The organism is Streptomyces sp. NPDC059248 (assembly GCF_042753905.1).
Lineage (GTDB): Bacteria > Actinomycetota > Actinomycetes > Streptomycetales > Streptomycetaceae > Streptomyces.
Genome location: NZ_JBHYZV010000022.1, coordinates 32496 through 50306 on the forward strand (window position 1 = coordinate 32496; position 17811 = coordinate 50306).

Below are 17811 nucleotides of genomic sequence, written 5' to 3' on the forward strand. Positions count from 1 at the left end.
GCCGGATATCCGGTGGCGGGGTCCGGGCGCGGGTGGTGAGGATCGCGGCATGCCCGTCTTCCTGGAAACCGAACGGCTCGCCCTGCGCCCCTTCACCACCGCCGATACGGACCATCTCCTCGCCCTCGACAACGACCCGGGCGTCATGCGCTTCATCAACGGCGGCCGACCCGTGAGCCGCGAGACGGTCGTGGGGTCCGTCCTGCCCCGGCTGCTCCAGGACCACCCGGGCCTCGGGACGCGCGGCTACTGGGCCGCCGAGGAGAAGGCCACGGGGACCTTCCTGGGCTGGTTCGAATTCCGGCCGCTCGCGGAGGACGACGCGTCCGTGGTCGAACTGGGCTACCGGCTGAACCGCGCCGCCTGGGGCAAGGGGTACGCCACCGAGGGCTCGCTGGCCCTGATCGACAAGGGGTTCACCGACCTCGGGATCGAACGGGTCACCGCGAACACGATGGCGGTGAACACCCGGTCCCGACGGGTCATGGAGAAGGCGGGCCTCTCCTTCCTGCGGAGCTACACCGAGGAGTGGCCCGAGGCGATCGAGGGCTCGGAACACGGCGATGTGGAGTACGAGCTCACCCGGACCGCATGGCAGCGGCGCCGATAGCACCGGCTCACGGGCGAGCAGGTCGGGGCCGTCACGGCCGGGCGGCCCAGGTGATCGTCCGTCGTCCGGGCGCCACGGTGATCAGGAAGCGGTCGAGCCCGGGGGAGCCGTCCGCGCGCCACCGGGCGATGTGGTCCTCGACCTGTCGCCACAACGGCTCCGGTCCGCCCTCGCGGACGATCCAGCGGCCCTTGTCGCGCCGCAACGCGGCCCAGGAGCCGGACTCCACGTCCAGCAGCACGTTCAGTTCGCCCTCCGGAAGGCTCAGGCCGAAGCGCTGCGCGGCGGGGGCCGCGAGCTGCACGACGAAGCGCGCCGTCCAGTCGTCCATGACGTCCCACGGGACCGAGCTCTCGCGTTCGGGGCCGTCACCGAGGTCCGGCAGAACACCGAGGGGCGGTGGTGTCTGCGGGCGGGCCAGCATGAAGGACACCTGTCCGCCGAGGAGGCGACCGGTCGCGGTGCCGTCCTCGCCGACCGTCAGACCGGCCAGTTCGGAGGAGTACAGCCAGCCGCCCACGGTCGCCAGGATCTGACCGCCTGGTCTGACCTGCGCCGGCCACGCGGCGGGAATGTCCAGGACTCCGCAGGTGGCGATCAGCCGGTCGTACGGCGCGTTCGCGGCATGCCCCTCCAGCCCGTCCCCCACCACCAGATCGGGGTGGTGGCCGACCGTACCGAGCGCGACCCGGGCACGGCCGGAGATCTCTTCGTCGACCTCGACGGAGGTCACCGTCTCGTCGCCGAGCCGATGGCACAACAGGGCGGTGGAGTAGCCCGAGCCGGTACCGATCTCCAGGACCCTCATACCGTCCCGGACGTTCAGTTCCTCCAGCATCCGGACCACCAGGCCCGGGAGCGTGCTCGAACTGGTCGGCAGACGGTAGATCCGGCCGTCGAGATCGGTCGGCACCACCGTCCCGGCGATCTGCGTCACCAGGGACTCGTTGCGGTAGCAGCCCGGCAGCCATTCCTCGTCCCCGGGCCGTACCGGCTCCCACCCGGTACGTCCTCCACCGTCCTCGCGCCGGAAGAACCCGCCGCGCAGGAACTCGTGCCGGGGGGTGTCCAGCACCGCGCGACGCCATTCCGGTGAACGCAGATCACCACTGGCCGTGATCTCGTCGGCCAGCTCTTCGCATCTGTCGTCGGTCATCGAGGGGAAATACATGGGTAGATCGGCCATGAACGCGACCATCTCCCCGTTCCCGGAGCCGCCGAAAGAGGCGTGCCGAGGCACCGGCAGGCGCAGGGCCACCGGCGGGAGCCCCCGGCGCCGCTACGGCACGATGATGTTCGCCGCGAGGATTCCGCGGATGCCGGCGACCAGCTTGCGCCATTCCACCGCGTCCTCGCCCTCCCACAGGTCGGCCGATTCCGAGGCGGGGGCCGTGACGCGGTCCAGGGCGGCGATCGCCAGGGGGCGGAGGGCCGGGGTGAGGACCGGGAGGGGCTTCTTCGGGCCGTAGTTCGGGTTGACCGTCTCGCCGTCCGGGCACTGCGCCGCCACCAGCGCGGCAGCCGCCAGGGCGCGATTGCCCTCGTAGCTGTCGAGGTAGCCGTCGAGGGCGGTGTCCGACGCCTCGGCGAGTGTGCGGCGGATCAGCTCCTCGCGGGCCGCCGGATCCGCGTCGTCCAGATGGCCGGAGAAGTCCGCCGCCGTGTCGTTGTCGAAAGGTCCAATGTCCCAGGCGCCCATCGTGTGTCCCTCCCGCAGGCGCCGGACACGTCACCGCGTCCGCCCCGCACCCCTTGAAGTCTGCTGCCCCCGATCGTGACACGGCGCACCGACAACAAGCCCGCCAGGGCCGGGCTCCTTCCGGTGCCGTCAGTAGGCTTCGTATGTGAAGAACAGTCACAAGACCCGCATATCGGGTGCGATCGCCCTGGCCGGGACGGCCGCCCTCCTGCTCACCGGCTGTGAGACCGTCGCGGCTCCGAGCCGCCCCGGGGCTGCTCCGGGGGCGGTCAGTCCGCTCGTCAATCCCGAAGGGACCCGGCCCGGTCTCGGGCCCGTCGCCGACGGGGACCGGGCGCGGGCCCGGGAGCTGATCGAAGGGCTCGGCACCAAGGGGCGCGGGGCCGGGACGGGGTACGAGCGGGAGCGGTTCGGGCGGGCCTGGATCGATACCGCCGACGGTGTGCCCCTCGCCCGCAACGGCTGCGACACCCGGAACGACCTCATCCGGCGCGACGGGCGCGAGCTGCGGTTCCGGGACGGCTCCGACTGCGTCGTGGTCGCGATGACCCTCGCCGACCCGTATACCGGCAAGGACATCGCCTGGAAGAAGGCGGCCGCCGCCGAGGTCCAGATCGACCATGTCGTGCCCCTCGCCTACGCCTGGCGGATGGGCGCCGCGCGCTGGCCAGCCGACAAGCGGGAACGATTCGCCAATGACGCCCTCAATCTGCTCCCCGTCGACGGCGCCGCCAACCAGGCGAAACGGGACTCAGGACCGGCGTCCTGGCTGCCGTCGAACAAGTCGATCCGGTGCTCGTACGCCGTCCGGTTCGCGCAGGTCGCGGCGGAGTACGACCTGCCGGTGACCGGGCCCGACAAGCGGACCATGCTCCGTCAGTGCGGCGCCGCTTAAAGCAGCGCCCCGAAAAGAGCGTTGTGCCAGAATCGTACCGGTGTACGAGACGCATGTGACGGTCCGCTGCCGCACCGACGCCGAGCTGGCCGCCCTGGACGCGTGGGCCGCCGACCGAGGGCTCAAAGTCACCCACATAGTGCTGGCCCGTGGCCGGACCCCGTCCCAGCCCATGCTCACGCTGCCCGACCGAACCGGGCACCCCGCCGTCGTGGCCGCCCTCAGGGGCGCCGGATTCGAGCCCGTACGGGTCAAGGTGGAGACCGTGCCGTGGAGCGGTGAACCGGCGGGACCTGGCGGCGGCTACTACGAGCACCACCTCAAGCTGAGCCTGCCCGCCGACTACGACCGGGCGGCCCTGGAGGCGCTCGTCGTCCCGCACGGCGCCCATCTGTCGTGGAACGCCCGCCGCGTCCTGCCGGGGCCCGGCGCGCGGCACGAACGCTTTGTGACGCAGCGCCACCCCGGGCCCGCCGACGCGGCGGGACGGGCCTGCGACACCCTGGTCGCGGCACTTGCCGGGGCCGGGTACGAGCATCTGTCGGAGGAGCGGGAGTTCGTCCTCTCCGACAGCGATGTGTCCGTCGACGACGGCTGGCTTGAGGAGATCCGATGAGCGGTATGACCCGACCCCCGTGGCATCCCGAGGACCGGCGACCGCCCGAGTACGGGCGCCGGAAGTCGGAGCCGCCGTACACCCTGACCGCGGGCGTCGGCTCCGGAGCCGTACGCCACCGTGTCTTCGATCCGGCCCTGCTGCACTTCCACGACGCGTACCGGCCCGCCGACGACGTGGTGGGGGACCCCGGACTCCGCGACCGCTGGCGGACGGCCCGGCGCGCCGCCCTCGAACTCGTGCTCGCGGCCGTCGCCGCGACCCCCTGGGCCGAATCGCTCGTCCTGCGCGGCAGCATGCTGATGTCCGCCTGGTTCGGCCCGGCCGCCCGGACGCCCCGGGACATCGACTTCGTCGTCGTCCCCGACACCTGGCGTATCGACGACCTCCGGACCCGGGAACTCCTCCACGACGTCGCCGCGGCGGCCGAACGCCTCGCCCTGGAGGGCGGCACGGGACTCGCCCTCCCCGCCTCCGGCGCCGTATCCGAGTACATCTGGACCTACGACCGGGTGCCGGGGCAGCGGCTGGTGCTCCCGTGGACCGCGCCCGGCCTGCCCGGCGGTCAGGTGCAGCTGGACTTCGTCTTCCAGGAGCGGCTGCCGGTGCCCGCCGAGCCCGCGGAGGTCGCGGGGGTACGGATCGCGGCGGCCACCCGGGAACTGTCCCTCGCCTGGAAACTCCTGTGGATCAGCTGCGACATCCACCCCCAGGGCAAGGACCTGTACGACGCCGTCCTCCTCGCCGAGAGCTGCGCCATGCCGCTCGGCCTGTTGGAGACGGTGCTGCGGACGGCGGACGAGTGGCCGGGGTCGCCGGACTCGCCGCTGGGCCCCGGGATGTTCCAGTCCCTACCGGACGAGGTGGACTGGAGCGGTTTCCTCCGGGACCACCCGGACGCCGAAGCCGCCGTCCAGACCCTCCCCGGTCGGCTGACGGCCGCCCTGGCGCCCGTCTTCGAGCGCCGGACCCCGCGGCCCAGAACCGGGGCCAGTGACGGGCGGCAGGTGCTGTACCGGCGCGGCGGGCCGGGGGACGCGCTGATGGAGGGGAAGGCGGATGGGGAGGCGGGCGGGGGCGTACAAACGGCGGGGGAGGGGCCGCCGTCGGCGACCCCTCCCCCCATCACGCGGTGATACCGGGTGATCAGCCCATCTGGTCCGTGTCCAGGACGTCGTCCGGGGACGGGACCTTCGGCAGCGGCGCCTTGCCGTAGTTGCTGTAGTTGAGGGTGTACGGCTCGCCATCGCTCTTGCCCACGATCTTGACGAGGTACGGCTCGCCCTCGGCGGCGACATACGCCTCCGTACCGTCCGGGCCGGTGAACTTCAGCGCCTTCTGGCCGTTCACCGTGGTCTCTCCGGCCCGGCGGGCGTCGGTGGGCTTGACGCTCTTGTCGCCGGCGTCCTCCTTCATGATCTTCTCGAGGTCGCAGATCTCGGCGAAGGTGGCGAAGTCGCCGTCCTTGCTGCCGGTGAGCCACTTGCCCTTCATCATCTTCACGACCTGCTCCGCCTGGCCGGCGGGCATGGACGGGTCCTTGATCTGGGTGTTGAGGAAGGTCTCGTCGGGGCGTATGTAGGCGGCCGTGCCGGTGCTGACGATCTCCATGCTGCCCTGCCCCTTGACGCCCATGCTGCCCGTGCACCGGCCGTCGGCGTGGATGGAGAGATTGATGTCGGTACGCAGCTTCGGCTGTCCCGGCTCCGGGTCCATCGGGCCCTGACCGGCGACGGTCACGGACTGGGCGCCCTTGGTGGCCTTGATGGCGGCCTCGACGATCTGTGCGTCGGTCTTCCCCGCGAACGGGTCGTCCTTGCCCTTGCCGGTGTCGTCCTTGCCCTCGTCGCCGCAGGCGGTCGCCGTCAGGGCGAGCACCGAAACCAGGGCGGCGGCCGCGATGGTGCTGCGGCGGGTACGGAAGGTACGAGACATCTTGGTTCTCCGAGTCGTGGTGCTGGTGGTGCTGGTGATGGTGACCGGCGGAGGGGGCAGCGGGAGCGGGCGGTCCTGGTCGGACGTCAGAGGGCCAGTTCCCACTGGGCCGGGTCGTGACTCATTCCGGGACTGATCTCCAGGGTCAGGTCCTTGGCGGTGGCCGGGGTCGAGAAACCGTAGGTGACGGTGGCCTTGCGGCCCGGAAGAATCGTTCCTTCGAAGCCGGTGTCGACGGTGTCGTCGAAGATCTGCTCCGCCGTCACGCCCTCGGTCCCGGCTCGCGCCTCCGTTGTCGTGAGGGTGGAGTCGAAACCCTTGTCCCCGGTGTTCTCGATGACCACGGTCACCTTATATGCCTGATTTCCCGCCTTGTGGCCTGCCGCGTAATCACTCGGGCGGAAATCCTTGGGCGCGGTGGTGACGGTGACCTTGACCCCGTCGGGGTACGTGGCGCTGCCGCCGACCGCGAGAGGGCCGTCCGAGCCGCCCGAATCCCCGCCGCCGAGGCCCTTGCTCTTTCCCTTCCCCTTCTTCCCCTTGCCCTTCTTGTCGCCGCCGAGGCCGGACCCGTCGCCTTCGGCGCCGTCCGCGTCGCCGGTGCCTCCGCCGCCCTGCTCCGTGCTCGGCGAGCCCGACGCGGCGATGTCCTTCTTCACCTCGTCGACGGCGTCACTCGTCACCTGGACGGTCAAATAGGTGCCGACGGTTGCGAGGGCCATCGCGGCGGCGCCGATCGCCGCCCCCGCGGCGGCGGCCCGGCCGTTGGACGCCTCGCCCCGCCGGGCCCGGCCGCGGCCCTTCAGGCCCATGATCAAGGCGATCAGGCCGAGGGTCCCGCCGACGAAGAAGACGAAGGGGATCCAGGCGACGGCCGCGCCGATGAGACCGATGACGAGGGCTGCCGTACCCAGGCCGTTGCGGAGCGGGCCGCGACCGCCGCCGCCCGGGCCGGCGGGACCGCCGGGGGCCCCGGGGCCCGAGTCGAAGCCGCCGGATCCCCCCGGTCCGGCGGATCCGCCCGGTACTCCCGGTCCCCCCGGTCCACCCGGCGCTCCGGATCCCCCCGGTCCCCCGAAGCCCTGGTGGCCCGCGCCGAACCCCCCGTCGGCACCGCCGGGGCCGGTCGGACCGGCGGGACCCCCGTACCCGCCGGCCGACTGCGCGTAGCCCGGTTCCCAGTCGGGGCCGGAGTGCCGGGGGTGCCCGTAAGCCGGGTCCCCGTGACCCCAACTCGGGTCCCCGTGACCCCCCGGCCCGCCCGGGTGGGCGGATCCGCCGTGAGGTGTGTTGCCCGTACCTCCGCCGTACGGCGGCTGCTGCATGGAGTGGGACATGGTCGTGCCCTCCCGGACAGGACGGTGGCGGAAGAACCACGGCGAGCGCCGTGGTGCGAACCGACTCGGCCGCACCGAAGCACGGCACGAGGCAGTTCACGCCGCATCCGGGCCGGTTGCGCTGTCCCGTGTAGCGACGGGTCAATAAGAGCAGAGCCTGTGAACGGAGTCAACATCTGAATCCGTGTACAAGGTTCTGCACATGTGAATGGGGCTCTCGGGTGGAGGCGGCTATGATCGGCGACACAGCAGGGGAGTCCGAGGACATCGGGAACGGATCACGGAGGCAGCCACGTGCCGGAGAGCGCGAGTGAAGTCACCGCGGCCGGGATCGCCCGGCTCGCGGGCGTGGGACGTGCCGCCGTCAGCAACTGGCGCCGCCGCCACACCGACTTCCCCAAACCCGTCGGCGGCACCGACACCAGCCCCTCCTTCGCCCTCACCGACGTCGAGCGATGGCTCCGCGACCAGGGCAAACTCGCCGAGGTCCCGCTCCGTGAACGCGTCTGGCAGCAGCTCGCCGACCGGCCCGCGACCGCCGCCGCCGACGCCCTCGTCGGCGCCGGACTCGTCCTCCTCGTCGACCACGACCGGCCCGTCACCTGGCAGGAGCTGACCTTCGGCGACGACGAGCGGATGGCCGAACTGCTGCCCACCGCCGTCGAGCAGGTCCTGGCCCAGCGCTTCGCCGACGACCGGCTCGAACCCTTCCTCCCGGCCCTGCGCGCGGGCCGCGCCCTCGCCCCCGACGCCCTGCCCTTCCTGCGCTCCGTCGGCGAACTCTCCGCCGAACTCGGCCCCCGCCAGGCGTACGAGTTCCTCCTCGGCCGCTATCTCGACGCCAACATCCGCCAGTACACGCCCACCCCGCCGGGCCCGGCCGCCCTGATGGCCGCCATCGCCCTGCCGCCGGAGACCGCGCGCGACACGACCGTCCTCGACCCGGCCGCCGGGACCGGCGGACTGCTGTGCGCGGTCGAGCACCCCGCCGCCCTGCGCGCCCAGGACACCGACCCCGGCCTCACCGTCCTCACGGCGCTCCGGCTCGCCCTGCGCCACGACCCGGCCGTCGCCGTCTCCGCCCGCGCCGGGGACACCCTGCGCGCCGACGCCTTCCCCGACGTCCGGGCCGACGCCGTGCTGTGCCACCCGCCGTTCAACGAACGCAACTGGGGCCACGACGAACTCGCCTACGACCCGCGGTGGGAGTACGGCTTCCCGGCCCGTACCGAGTCCGAACTGGCCTGGGTCCAGCACGCCCTGGCCCGGCTGCGCCCCGGCGGCACCGCCGTCCTGCTGATGCCGCCCGCCGCCGCGTCCCGCCGCTCCGGCCGCCGGATCCGGGCCGGACTGCTGCGCCGGGGCGCGCTGCGCGCCGTCGTCGCCCTGCCCGCGGGCGCCGCGCCCCCGTACGGCATCCCCCTCCACCTCTGGGTGCTGCGGCGCCCCGAGCCCGGCCGCCCGCCCGCCTCCGCGCTGCTGCTCGTGGACACCACGGAGTTCGGCGAGCCCGGCGGCGGACGCGACCGGGTCGACTGGGCCGCCGTCCACACCGCCGTCCTCGACGTCTGGCGCCCCTTCGACGGAGCGGGCGAGGCCGCCGGAGCCGCCGCCGACCGGCCCGGGACCAGCCGCGCGGTCCCCGTCATCGAACTGCTCGACGACGACGTCGACCTGGCCCCCGCCCGGCACGTCCCGCCCGCCGCGGGCGGCGGCGACGCCGAGGACCTGGAGCGGGTACGGGAACGCCTCACCGACACCCTCCGGCTCACCGGCGAGCTGACCCCCGCGCCCGCCGCCGCCGCGACGCCCGCGCCCCGGCCCTCCACCACCGTCGGCGAACTCGCCCGCGCGGGCGCCCTGACCATCCGCGCCGGAGCCACCGCGGCCGTCCCGGGCCCCGCCCACCCGGGCACCGGCGCTGCCGGCCCCCCCGGAACGCCCGGAACCCTCGAGAACGCGGTCCTCACCGAACACGACGTCCTCCAGGGCGGCCCGCCGACCGGCGTGCTCCCCGACACCCCCGACGACGAGCCCGTCCGCGTCCACGCGGGCGACGTGGTCGTCCCCGTACTCGGCGGCGCCTCCGTCGTCCGGGTCGTCGACGACACCACGGCGGGCGCCGTCCTCGGCCGCAACCTCCAGCTCCTGCGCCCCGTACCCGAAGCGCTGGACCCCTGGTTCCTCGCCGGATTCCTGCGCGGCACCGCCAACAACCGGCAGGCCAGCAGCTACGCGTCCACCGCCACCCGGCTCGACGTCCGCAGACTGCAACTGCCCCGCGTCCCCCTCGACGACCAGCACCGATACGGGGAACGCTTCCGCGCGCTCGCCGCCTTCGAGGACGCGCTGCGACTCGCGGGGCGCCTCGGCGAACAGCTCGTCCAGGGCCTGTACGACGGTCTCACCGACGGCACGGTCGCCCCGGAACGGGACCCTCTGTAAGAGCGGGGCACCCCGGAACCGGCGGACGCGACGGCGCGGGTGACAGCGCGTGCGACACCGCGGGGCCCGCCGGTCCCCGGATCCCCGAGGACGTGGGGGGCGTCGGTGTATACCCTCGTCCGTACCCACGGCCCTCGTCACCAGGAGCAGCGATGCACGGCCCCGGCTATGCCCCACCGCGTGAAGGGCCGCCGTCGAGCGCGGCGGTCGTCCTGCTGCGCGCGATGTTCATGGCGCTCGCGCTGCTCTCCTGCGGGCTGCTCGCCTGGGCCGCGATGCTCCGTCTCGCCGTCCTGCGCCGCAGGCCCCTGGACTGGGCCCTGTTCGTGGCGACCATCGTCCTGACCGCCGCCCTCGTCTTCACCATCGCCACCTGGGGCTCCGACACGGACGCCAAGGAAGGCAACAACGTCGACGGGTTCGTCGCCATCGGACTCATCGCGACGGGGGTCGCCGTCGCCGTCCACTTCCTCGTCGCCGACCTGCGCCGGATAGACCTGATGCGGCTGGAGTGGGAGCGGACACAGGGCCGCCCGCAGGGCTATGCCGCGCCGCCCGCCGCGCACCCGGCCACGCACCCCGCCGGAGGGTTCGGACCGCCGCCGGGTCCCGTCCCGCCCGGCTACGGCTATCCGCCCCCGGCGGCCACCGTGCCCGGCCCGGGCTACGGCTATCCCGCCGTGAACACCCCGCCGCCGCCCGCCCCGGGTCCGCCGCCCGCCCCCGCGCAGCCGCAGCCGCAGGCCGGTGCGCCCGCGCCCCGGATCGACCAGGTCCGCGCCGAACTCGACGAACTGAGCGACTACCTCCGCAAGGGCAGCAGGGACAACGGGGACAACGGGGGGCACGGCCGGTGAACGGACGCGTCATCGCGGACCGGTACGAGCTGTCGACCCTCATAGGTCAGGGCGGCATGGGCCAGGTATGGACCGCCTACGACGGGCGGCTCGACCGCCGGGTCGCCGTCAAGCTCCTCCGCCCCGACCATATGACCCAGGGCACCGACGCCGACGAGATGCGGCGGCGCTTCGTCCGCGAGTGCCGGGTCACCGCCCAGGTCACCCACCCCGGGCTCGTCACCGTCCACGACGCGGGCAGCGCGGGCGACGACCTGTATCTGGTGATGCAGTACGTCGAGGGCGCCGACCTCGCCGACCACTTCGCCGAGCACGAGCCCTACCCCTGGCAGTGGACCGTCGCCGTCGCCGCCCAGCTGTGCGCCGTACTCGCCGCCGTCCACGCCGTGCCGATCGTCCACCGCGACCTCAAGCCGCGGAACGTGATGGTGAAGCCGGACGGCACGGTCACCGTCCTCGACCTGGGCGTCGCCTCCGTCATCGACACCGACACCACCCGCCTCACCCACACCGGATCCCCCATCGGCAGCCCCGCGTACATGGCGCCCGAGCAGGCCATGGGCGGCGCGGTCGGCCCGTACACCGATCTGTACGCGCTCGGGGTCCTGATGCACGAACTCCTCAGCGGCAACGTCCCCTTCGCGGGCTCCACGGCCCTCGGTGTCCTCCACCGCCATCTGTACGAGGCCCCGCTCCCCGTCCGCCGGATACGCCCCGACGTCCCCGAGCCGCTGGAGGCGCTCGTCCTGACGCTGCTCGCCAAGGACCCGCAGCACCGGCCCACCGGCGCGCAGGAGGTGTACGAGACCCTGGCCCCGCTGCTGCCCCGGCACGGCAACCCCGGCGGACCCCTCGACCCCACGCGCCCCTTCCTGCGCCCGCACGCCCCCTGGCCCGACCGGGCCGCCGCGCCGGCCTCGGCGGCCGTGGTCCCCACCCCGCCCGAGCCCGATGTCGCCGCCGCCGTCGACGAGGTCAAGCGCCTCCTCGGCGAGGGCAGCATCACCCAGGCCGTGGACATCCTCGGCGGCATCCTCCCGGCCGCCGCCGCCGAGCACGGCGAGCGCTCCCCGGTCGTCAGGATCCTGCGCAAGCAGTACGCGGCGACCCTGATGGACGACGGCCAGTACCGCCGTGCCCTGCCCGAACTGCGCAGACTCGCCGACGACCGGGCGGCGGAGGCCGGGCCCGCGGACCCGGGGACCCTCCAGTTCCGCCATGACGCCGCGCACTGCCTCGAACAGCTCGGCGAGGCCGCCGCGGCCGTCGCCGAGTACCGCGCCGTACTGCCGTACTACGAACGCGCCGGGGACACCGCCCGCGCCTTCGACGTCCGCCACCGCGTCGGCAACCTGATGCTCGCGGTCGGCGACCACGCGGGCGCCCGGCACCAGCTCCAGGCCCTGCTCTTCGACGCGGAGCGGGCGTACGGGCCGTACCACCAGCTCCCCGCGGACCTGCGCCGCGCGCTCGAACGGCAGAGCCGGTTCCACCCCTGACGGGGGAAGCCCGCCCCGGTTCCCCGGGCGGGCGGCCCGGCATGCCGTACGCTTCCGGACGGATCGGCCCCTACCGGGCCATCGGCGACGAGCCGACGAGCAACCCGACAGGCCCCCGACGAGCATCTGAGGATCCGGCGAGACCATGACCATCCGCGGCCAGCTCGTGCGATTCGCCCTCGTGGGCGTGGTCAACACCGCGACGTACTACGCCCTGTACCTGCTCTTCCTGACCCGGCTGCCGTACGTCGCCGCGCATGTCCTGGCCTTTGTCCTCAGCATGATCGGCTCCTTCTTCCTGACCTCCTACTTCACCTACCGGACCCGGCCCACCTGGCGGAAGTTCCTGCTCTTCCCGCTGACCAACGCGGCCAACTTCGTCATCACGACGGCCGGTGTCTATCTGCTGGTGGACGTCCTCGGACTCGACGACCGGTACGCGCCGCTGATCGCGGCGGGCGCGGCGATCCCCGTGACGTTCGTGGTCTCCCGCACGATCATGCTCAGGCCCGAGCCGGGACGGCGGGACGGGCACGGCGACGGGCATCTCGTCCGTACCTCCCGTAACAAGCGGCTCGTTGGACCAAAACAGTCGCGGTGAAGTAGTGGCCCCAGTCCCGTGGACTGCCTACCATCGGTCACCGCAGGACTTTGTGACTCGTCGCACAAACCTCGTCTGGAGGCTCCTTTGCACCGCCGCCGTCGCACCGCGATCCTCGTCTCCGCCGCTCTCGTCGCCGTACCGCTGCTCGCCGCGTGCGGAAACGACGCCCACCCGGGGGCAGCCGCCGTCGTCGGAGGCGAGCGGATCGAGGTCTCCACCCTCCAGGCCACCGTCGCCGACGTCCGCGACGCCCAGGCGAAGTCGCCGCAGGGCGACCAGCTGATCGAGCAGACCGGGCAGCTCGGCCGGGCCAAGCTGTTCGACCTGATCGTCGACAAGGTGGTCAGGAAGGCCGCCGACGACGCGGGCGTCTCGGTCACCCGCAAGGAACTCCAGGAGGGCCGCGCCGGGTATGCCGCCCAGGCGGGCGGCGAGGAGGCCCTGGCCGCGATGTTCCTCCAGCAGCGGGGAGTCGCGCCCGACCGGGTCGACGCCGTCGTCGAACGCGAGATCCTCATCGGCAAACTGGCCGAGTCCATCGGCGCCGCGAACACCCCGGAGGGCCAGCAGCGACTGAACCGCACCTTCACCGCTGCGGCGAAGTCGCTCGATATCGACGTGAACCCGCGGTACGGGACCTGGGACAACCAGAAGCTGGAGCTGGGCGACTACAAGGCGCCGTGGATCTCCCAGCTCACGAAGTCGCCCCCGGCCGCGCCGCCTGCCGCGCCTCCCGCCGCGTCCTGAGCCCGCGGTTGGAGGTGGTTGCCGCCTGAGCCTCGCGCTCGGGTGCGGGGCGGTGGGTGGCTGGGCGCGCAGTTCCTCGCGCCCCTGGATATTGCGGTTCACGTGCTGTGTGGGGTGCGGGGCCCCGGTGTGTCTTGTCGGCAGACCGCTGCTCTGGACCCTGCGGGTTGCCTGTGCGGCGCGGGTTGGTCGGGCGTCTCCGGGGTTGCCTCCTCGCCATCGGCGGAACTCGGGCCCTTGGCAGCGGTCACCGCTGCACACCGCCGACGGCTGCGGGGGCAACCCCGGAACCCCCCTCCTCACGCATACGGACATGCGGCCGTCGGCCCAGGATCTTCAGGGGCGCGGGGCTCAGGGGGCACGCGCCCTCCGCCGGCGGGTAGCGTTGACGTGGTGGACAACAGTCGTATCGTTCTGCTCACCACCAGCCATCGCGTCGCCCCCGGGCTCCTGTCCTGGGACGCCTGGAGCACGCTCCGCGCCGCGGACCGGGTGTGGTGCGGGGACCCCGGGCATCCCCAGCTGCCGTATCTGCGCGAGGCCGGGATCGACGTCGAGATCACCGTGCCCGACGCGCACACCCTCGTGGACATCTGCGCCGGGGGCGCGACCGTCGTCGTGCTCGTCGGGGGCGAGGGCGACCGGGCGCTGACCGACGGGCTCGCCCGGCTCGCCGGATCCGGCCGGACCGCGGTGCCCGATCTGGAGCTGCTGCCCGGCTCGTACGACCTGCCCGGTGCCCGGCTGCTCGATCTCGTACAGATCATGGACCGGATCCGCGAGACCTGCCCGTGGTCGTCCGTACCGACGCACCGGGATCTGGCCCGGTACGCCATCGAGGAGTCGTACGAACTGGTCGAGGCGATCGAGCGGGGCGACCGGGACGAGCTGCGGGAGGAGCTGGGCGACGTACTCCTCCAGGTCGTCTTCCACGCGCGGATCGCGGAGGAGGACCCCGAGGAGCCGTTCTCGGTGGACGACGTCGCAGCCACGATCGTGGAGAAGCTGATCAACCGGCATCCGCATCTGTTCGGGGACGAGAAGGCCGAGACCCCGGAGGACGTCCGGAGGATCTGGCTCCGGACCAAGGCCGAGGAGAAGCGGCGCGACTCCGTGACCGACGGCATCCCGCTCGGGCAGCCGGGTCTTGCGCTCGCGGCGAAGCTGGCGTCCCGGGTACGGACGGGCGGGTTGGACGTGGCGCTGCCGTCCGGCGAGGGCGTGGGGTACGAGCTGCTGGCGCTCGCGGCCGGGGCCGAGGCGGCGGGGGTGGACCCGGAGGCGGCGCTGCGGGCGGCGGCGCGGACGTACTACGACGCGATCCGCGCCGCGGAGTCCTGACGCCGCCTGCGCTCCGCGCCTTTTCCCGCGCCCCGGGCCGGCCCCGCCTGGCCATGGCTCGCCCCTCCGGGCGGGGTGGTGTTTCGGGTGCGGTCCGTCCGTGGTTGTTCGCGCAGTTCCCCGCGCCCCTGGATGCCCACCTCAAGGCCCTTGCGGAGGCGTCGCCCTTCCGGGGGTGGGTTGTGTTTCGGGTGCGGGCCGCCCTGGGCTTGTCGCGCAGTTCCCCGCGCCCCTGAAGATCCTGGGCCGGCCGGTCATGTCCATCGTCGTGAGGAGGGTGGTTCCGGGGTTGCCCCCGCAGCCGTCGGCGGTGTGCAGCGGTGACCGCTGCCAAGGGCCCGAGTTCCGCCGATGGCGAGGAGGTAACCCCGGAGACGCCCGACCAACCCGCGCACAGCAAGGACCCGCAGGGTCCAGAGCAGCGGTCTGCCGACAAGACACCCGGAGACCCTGCACGACACCGGCGACGTGAACCGCGATATCCAGGGGCGCGAGGAACTGCGCGACCAGCCACTCACCGGGCCGCACCCGGAAACGGACCCCGCCCGGGGGATAGCGTCACGGTATGCGCACCGCCTCCGACGTACCGATGCCCGATGGGATGCCCGAGCTGTTCAGCTGGGAGTTCGCCACGGATCCGTATCCGGCCTATGCCTGGCTGCGGGAGCACGCGCCGGTGCGCCGGACGACCCTGCCGAGCGGGGTCGAGGCCTGGCTGGTGACCCGGTACGCGGACGCCCGGCAGGCCCTCGCCGACCCGCGGCTCTCGAAGAACCCCGTGCATCACGACGAGCCCGCGCACGCCCGGGGGAAGACGGGGATCCCGGGGGAGCGGAGCGCCGGGCTGATGACGCATCTGCTCAATATCGACCCGCCGGATCACACCCGACTGCGCCGGCTGGTCGTGAAAGCGTTCACACCGCGCCGGGTCGCGGCGTTCGAGCCGCGGGTGCAGGAGCTGACCGACCGGCTGATCGACGGGTTCGCCGCGCGGGGGAGCGCCGATCTGATCCACGAGTTCGCGTTCCCGCTGCCGATCTACGCGATCTGCGATCTGCTGGGCGTGCCCGCCGAGGACCAGGACGATCTGCGGGACTGGGCGGGCATGATGATCCGTCACGGCGGCGGGCCCCGCGGTGGTGTGGCCCGGTCGGTGAAGCGCATTCGCGGATATCTGGCGGAGCTGATCCACCGCAAGCGCGAGACCCTCGGCCCTGAGGACGCGGACGATCTGATCTCCGGGCTGATCCGGGCGAGCGACCACGGTGAGCATCTCACCGAGAACGAGGTCGTCGCGATGTGTTTCGTGCTGCTCTTCGCGGGGTTCGAGACGACCATCAATCTGGTGGGCAACGGGCTGTACGCCCTGATGCGGCACCCGGCGCAGCGCGCCCGTCTCCAGGAGTCGCTCGCCGCGGGGGAGACGGCGCTGCTGGAGACGGCCGTGGAGGAGCTGCTGCGGTACGACGGCCCGGTGGAGATGGCGACCTGGCGGTACGCCACGGAGGCGCTGACGATCGGCGGGGCGCGGGTCGCGGCGGGCGACCCGGTTCTCGTGGTGCTGGCGGCGGCCGACCGTGACCCGGAGCGGTTCGACCGGGCCGATGTCCTGGATCTGGCGCGGCGTGACAATCAGCACCTCGGCTACGGGCACGGCATCCATTACTGTCTCGGCGCCCCGCTGGCCCGGCTGGAGGGGCGGACCGCGATCGCCACGCTGTTGCGCCGCCTTCCCGACCTGCAACTGGCGGTGGATCATCACGATTTGCGATGGCGCGGCGGTCTGATCATGCGTGGACTGCGCACCCTTCCGGTGGAGTTCACCCCCGCTGAAACTGACGGACTATCAAAAATGTGATGTTCGCGTGATCTCCGCTGCATCGACTTGTGACAGACGTTCGAGTGCGGCTACGTTCACCCCCGTTCCAGCCCTCACGCGAAAGGCAGTGCGCATGCTCTCCGGGAATGGTCGACATCGCCGTCCTCGACAGGCCCCGGCCTTGGTCGTCGCCGCGGGGGTGACGGGATCCGCGATAGCGATCCCGCTCCTGGGCGCCACCTCGGCGTCGGCGGCGGACTCCGCGGTCTGGGATCGGGTCGCGGAGTGCGAGAGCGCCGGGCAGTGGAGCGCCAATACGGGCAACGGCTACTACGGCGGTCTCCAGTTCTCCCAGGAGACCTGGGCCGCCTTCGGCGGTGCGCAGTACGCGGACCGGCCCGACCTGGCGAGCCGCTCGCAGCAGATCTCCGTGGCCGAGAAGGTGCTCGCGGCGCAGGGCGAGAAGGCGTGGCCGTCGTGCGGGGCGAACGCCGGGCTCGGGGCCGACGCGGGGACCGGGGTCGACCCGGGCGCCGAGCCGGTGCCGACGGGGCCGGCCGCCAAGCGTGCGGCGGACGCCGCCAAGGAGACCGCTCCGGCGGAGCCGCGTGAGGCGGGTGGGAAGCCCGCCGGGATCGCGAAGCCGAAAACGGACGCCGCGGGCGCGCCGGACGCCGCCAAGGAGAAGAAGGAGGCGTCCGGCACCGGCAAGCACCGCGGTCCGGCCGCGCAGGAGCCCGGTACGGCGGCGGACGGCGCCCCGGAGGGCACCGCGGGCGCCGAGGCCGGGGCGACCCCGGACGCGTCGGCCGTGGAGACCATCGACCCGTCCCGGATGTCCGGTCCGGACCGGACATCCCGGAGTGACACTCCCGGGCGCGCCGACGCGCGGAACCAGGGCGACCCGGGCACCGCGGGCAAGACGGGTATGGCGGACAACAAGGCCGGTGGGGACAGTACGGCTGAAGCCGGGCCGAAGGACGGTACGTACACCGTCCGCTCCGGCGACAACCTCTGGGCCATCGCGGAGGAGAGGGACGTCCCCGGCGGCTGGCCGGCGCTGTACGAGGCCAATCAGAAGGTGGTCGGAGCTGACCCGGACCTCATCCTGCCTGGCCAGAGCCTCGATCTTCAGCCGAAGTAGCCTCCGGCGAGACCGAACTGACGTAGTGGTTTGCTGCTAAATGTCGGGTTTCGCATAAGTGAGACATGAGTCTCTTCGGCCCGATCGCGCCTCCGGCCCTTCCGGAATCGGCGATTCCGTGTGTCACCTGCGGAAACGCAAGGTTCCGGAGGGGCGGGATGGGTGATTTGACCCCGATGTTCCGTCTTTGAAGAACGGGGACGGCTGTGACTACGGTCTGGACCGCTCGCCAAAGCGGGCACCACTGACCGTCACGCCGAATC

16 protein-coding genes are annotated in these 17811 nt (G+C 72.7%); 12 read left to right on the top strand and 4 right to left on the bottom strand.

The features are described from left to right. Positions 1-49: 49 nt before the first annotated feature. A complete protein-coding gene (locus ACFXG1_RS11980; protein ID WP_384708902.1) occupies positions 50-610 on the top strand; it encodes a GNAT family N-acetyltransferase in 561 nt (186 codons plus the stop codon). A gap of 31 nt (positions 611-641) precedes the next feature. Here the strand turns inward: ACFXG1_RS11980 and tgmC are convergent, their stop codons facing one another. Next, entirely contained in the window at positions 642-1796 is a 1155-nt protein-coding gene (gene tgmC / locus ACFXG1_RS11985) for an ATP-grasp peptide maturase system methyltransferase (RefSeq protein WP_384742249.1), read from the bottom strand. 93 nt (positions 1797-1889) lie between these two features. Continuing rightward, the gene (locus ACFXG1_RS11990; protein ID WP_384708893.1) at positions 1890-2309 is read right to left on the bottom strand and encodes a DUF4259 domain-containing protein; all 420 of its coding nucleotides are present in this window, start codon (positions 2307-2309) and stop codon (positions 1890-1892) included. 145 nt (positions 2310-2454) lie between these two features. Here ACFXG1_RS11990 and ACFXG1_RS11995 point away from each other — a divergent pair, with 145 nt between their 5' ends. From ACFXG1_RS11995 to ACFXG1_RS12005, 3 genes are read left to right on the top strand one after another with little or no spacing between them, the layout of a single operon-like run. Then, on the top strand, positions 2455-3204 hold the full coding sequence (locus ACFXG1_RS11995; RefSeq protein ID WP_384708890.1) for an HNH endonuclease family protein: 750 nt from the start codon (positions 2455-2457) through the stop codon (positions 3202-3204). A gap of 40 nt (positions 3205-3244) precedes the next feature. Further along, entirely contained in the window at positions 3245-3820 is a 576-nt protein-coding gene (locus tag ACFXG1_RS12000) for a hypothetical protein (protein ID WP_384742251.1), read from the top strand. Between the two features lie 5 nt (positions 3821-3825). Then, entirely contained in the window at positions 3826-4956 is a 1131-nt protein-coding gene (locus ACFXG1_RS12005; protein WP_384742253.1) for a nucleotidyl transferase AbiEii/AbiGii toxin family protein, read from the top strand. A gap of 10 nt (positions 4957-4966) precedes the next feature. Here the strand turns inward: ACFXG1_RS12005 and ACFXG1_RS12010 are convergent, their stop codons facing one another. Next, positions 4967-5755, bottom strand: a complete 789-nt coding sequence (locus ACFXG1_RS12010; RefSeq protein WP_384723542.1) for a hypothetical protein — start codon at positions 5753-5755, stop codon at positions 4967-4969. 86 nt (positions 5756-5841) lie between these two features. Next, entirely contained in the window at positions 5842-7092 is a 1251-nt protein-coding gene (locus ACFXG1_RS12015; protein WP_384742255.1) for a DUF4352 domain-containing protein, read from the bottom strand. Positions 7093-7386: 294 nt separating this feature from the next. Here ACFXG1_RS12015 and ACFXG1_RS12020 point away from each other — a divergent pair, with 294 nt between their 5' ends. The 8 genes from ACFXG1_RS12020 (at position 7387) to ACFXG1_RS12055 (ending at position 17548) form a co-directional block, all read left to right on the top strand. After that, complete coding sequence (locus tag ACFXG1_RS12020) at positions 7387-9537, top strand: N-6 DNA methylase (RefSeq protein WP_384742257.1); 2151 nt, start codon at positions 7387-7389, stop codon at positions 9535-9537. Between the two features lie 152 nt (positions 9538-9689). Next, positions 9690-10394: a hypothetical protein gene (locus ACFXG1_RS12025; protein WP_384719322.1), complete on the top strand. Its 705-nt coding sequence runs from the start codon at positions 9690-9692 to the stop codon at positions 10392-10394. After that, the gene (locus tag ACFXG1_RS12030; protein ID WP_384719320.1) at positions 10391-11893 is read left to right on the top strand and encodes a serine/threonine-protein kinase; all 1503 of its coding nucleotides are present in this window, start codon (positions 10391-10393) and stop codon (positions 11891-11893) included. Before ACFXG1_RS12025 ends, ACFXG1_RS12030 begins: the two co-directional genes overlap by 4 nt. 145 nt (positions 11894-12038) lie before the next feature. Continuing rightward, the gene (locus ACFXG1_RS12035) at positions 12039-12494 is read left to right on the top strand and encodes a GtrA family protein (protein WP_384719318.1); all 456 of its coding nucleotides are present in this window, start codon (positions 12039-12041) and stop codon (positions 12492-12494) included. An 87-nt stretch (positions 12495-12581) separates the two neighbouring features. Beyond that, positions 12582-13244: a SurA N-terminal domain-containing protein gene (locus ACFXG1_RS12040; protein ID WP_384719316.1), complete on the top strand. Its 663-nt coding sequence runs from the start codon at positions 12582-12584 to the stop codon at positions 13242-13244. A gap of 393 nt (positions 13245-13637) precedes the next feature. Beyond that, positions 13638-14585: a nucleoside triphosphate pyrophosphohydrolase gene (locus ACFXG1_RS12045; protein WP_384721191.1), complete on the top strand. Its 948-nt coding sequence runs from the start codon at positions 13638-13640 to the stop codon at positions 14583-14585. 565 nt (positions 14586-15150) lie between these two features. Then, positions 15151-16443, top strand: coding sequence for a cytochrome P450 (locus ACFXG1_RS12050; RefSeq protein WP_384721187.1), 1293 nt, complete (start codon positions 15151-15153; stop codon positions 16441-16443). Positions 16444-16585: 142 nt separating this feature from the next. Then, positions 16586-17548 (top strand): transglycosylase family protein, encoded by a 963-nt coding sequence (locus ACFXG1_RS12055; RefSeq protein ID WP_384742260.1) that lies wholly within the window; start codon positions 16586-16588, stop codon positions 17546-17548. Positions 17549-17811: the final 263 nt, after the last annotated feature.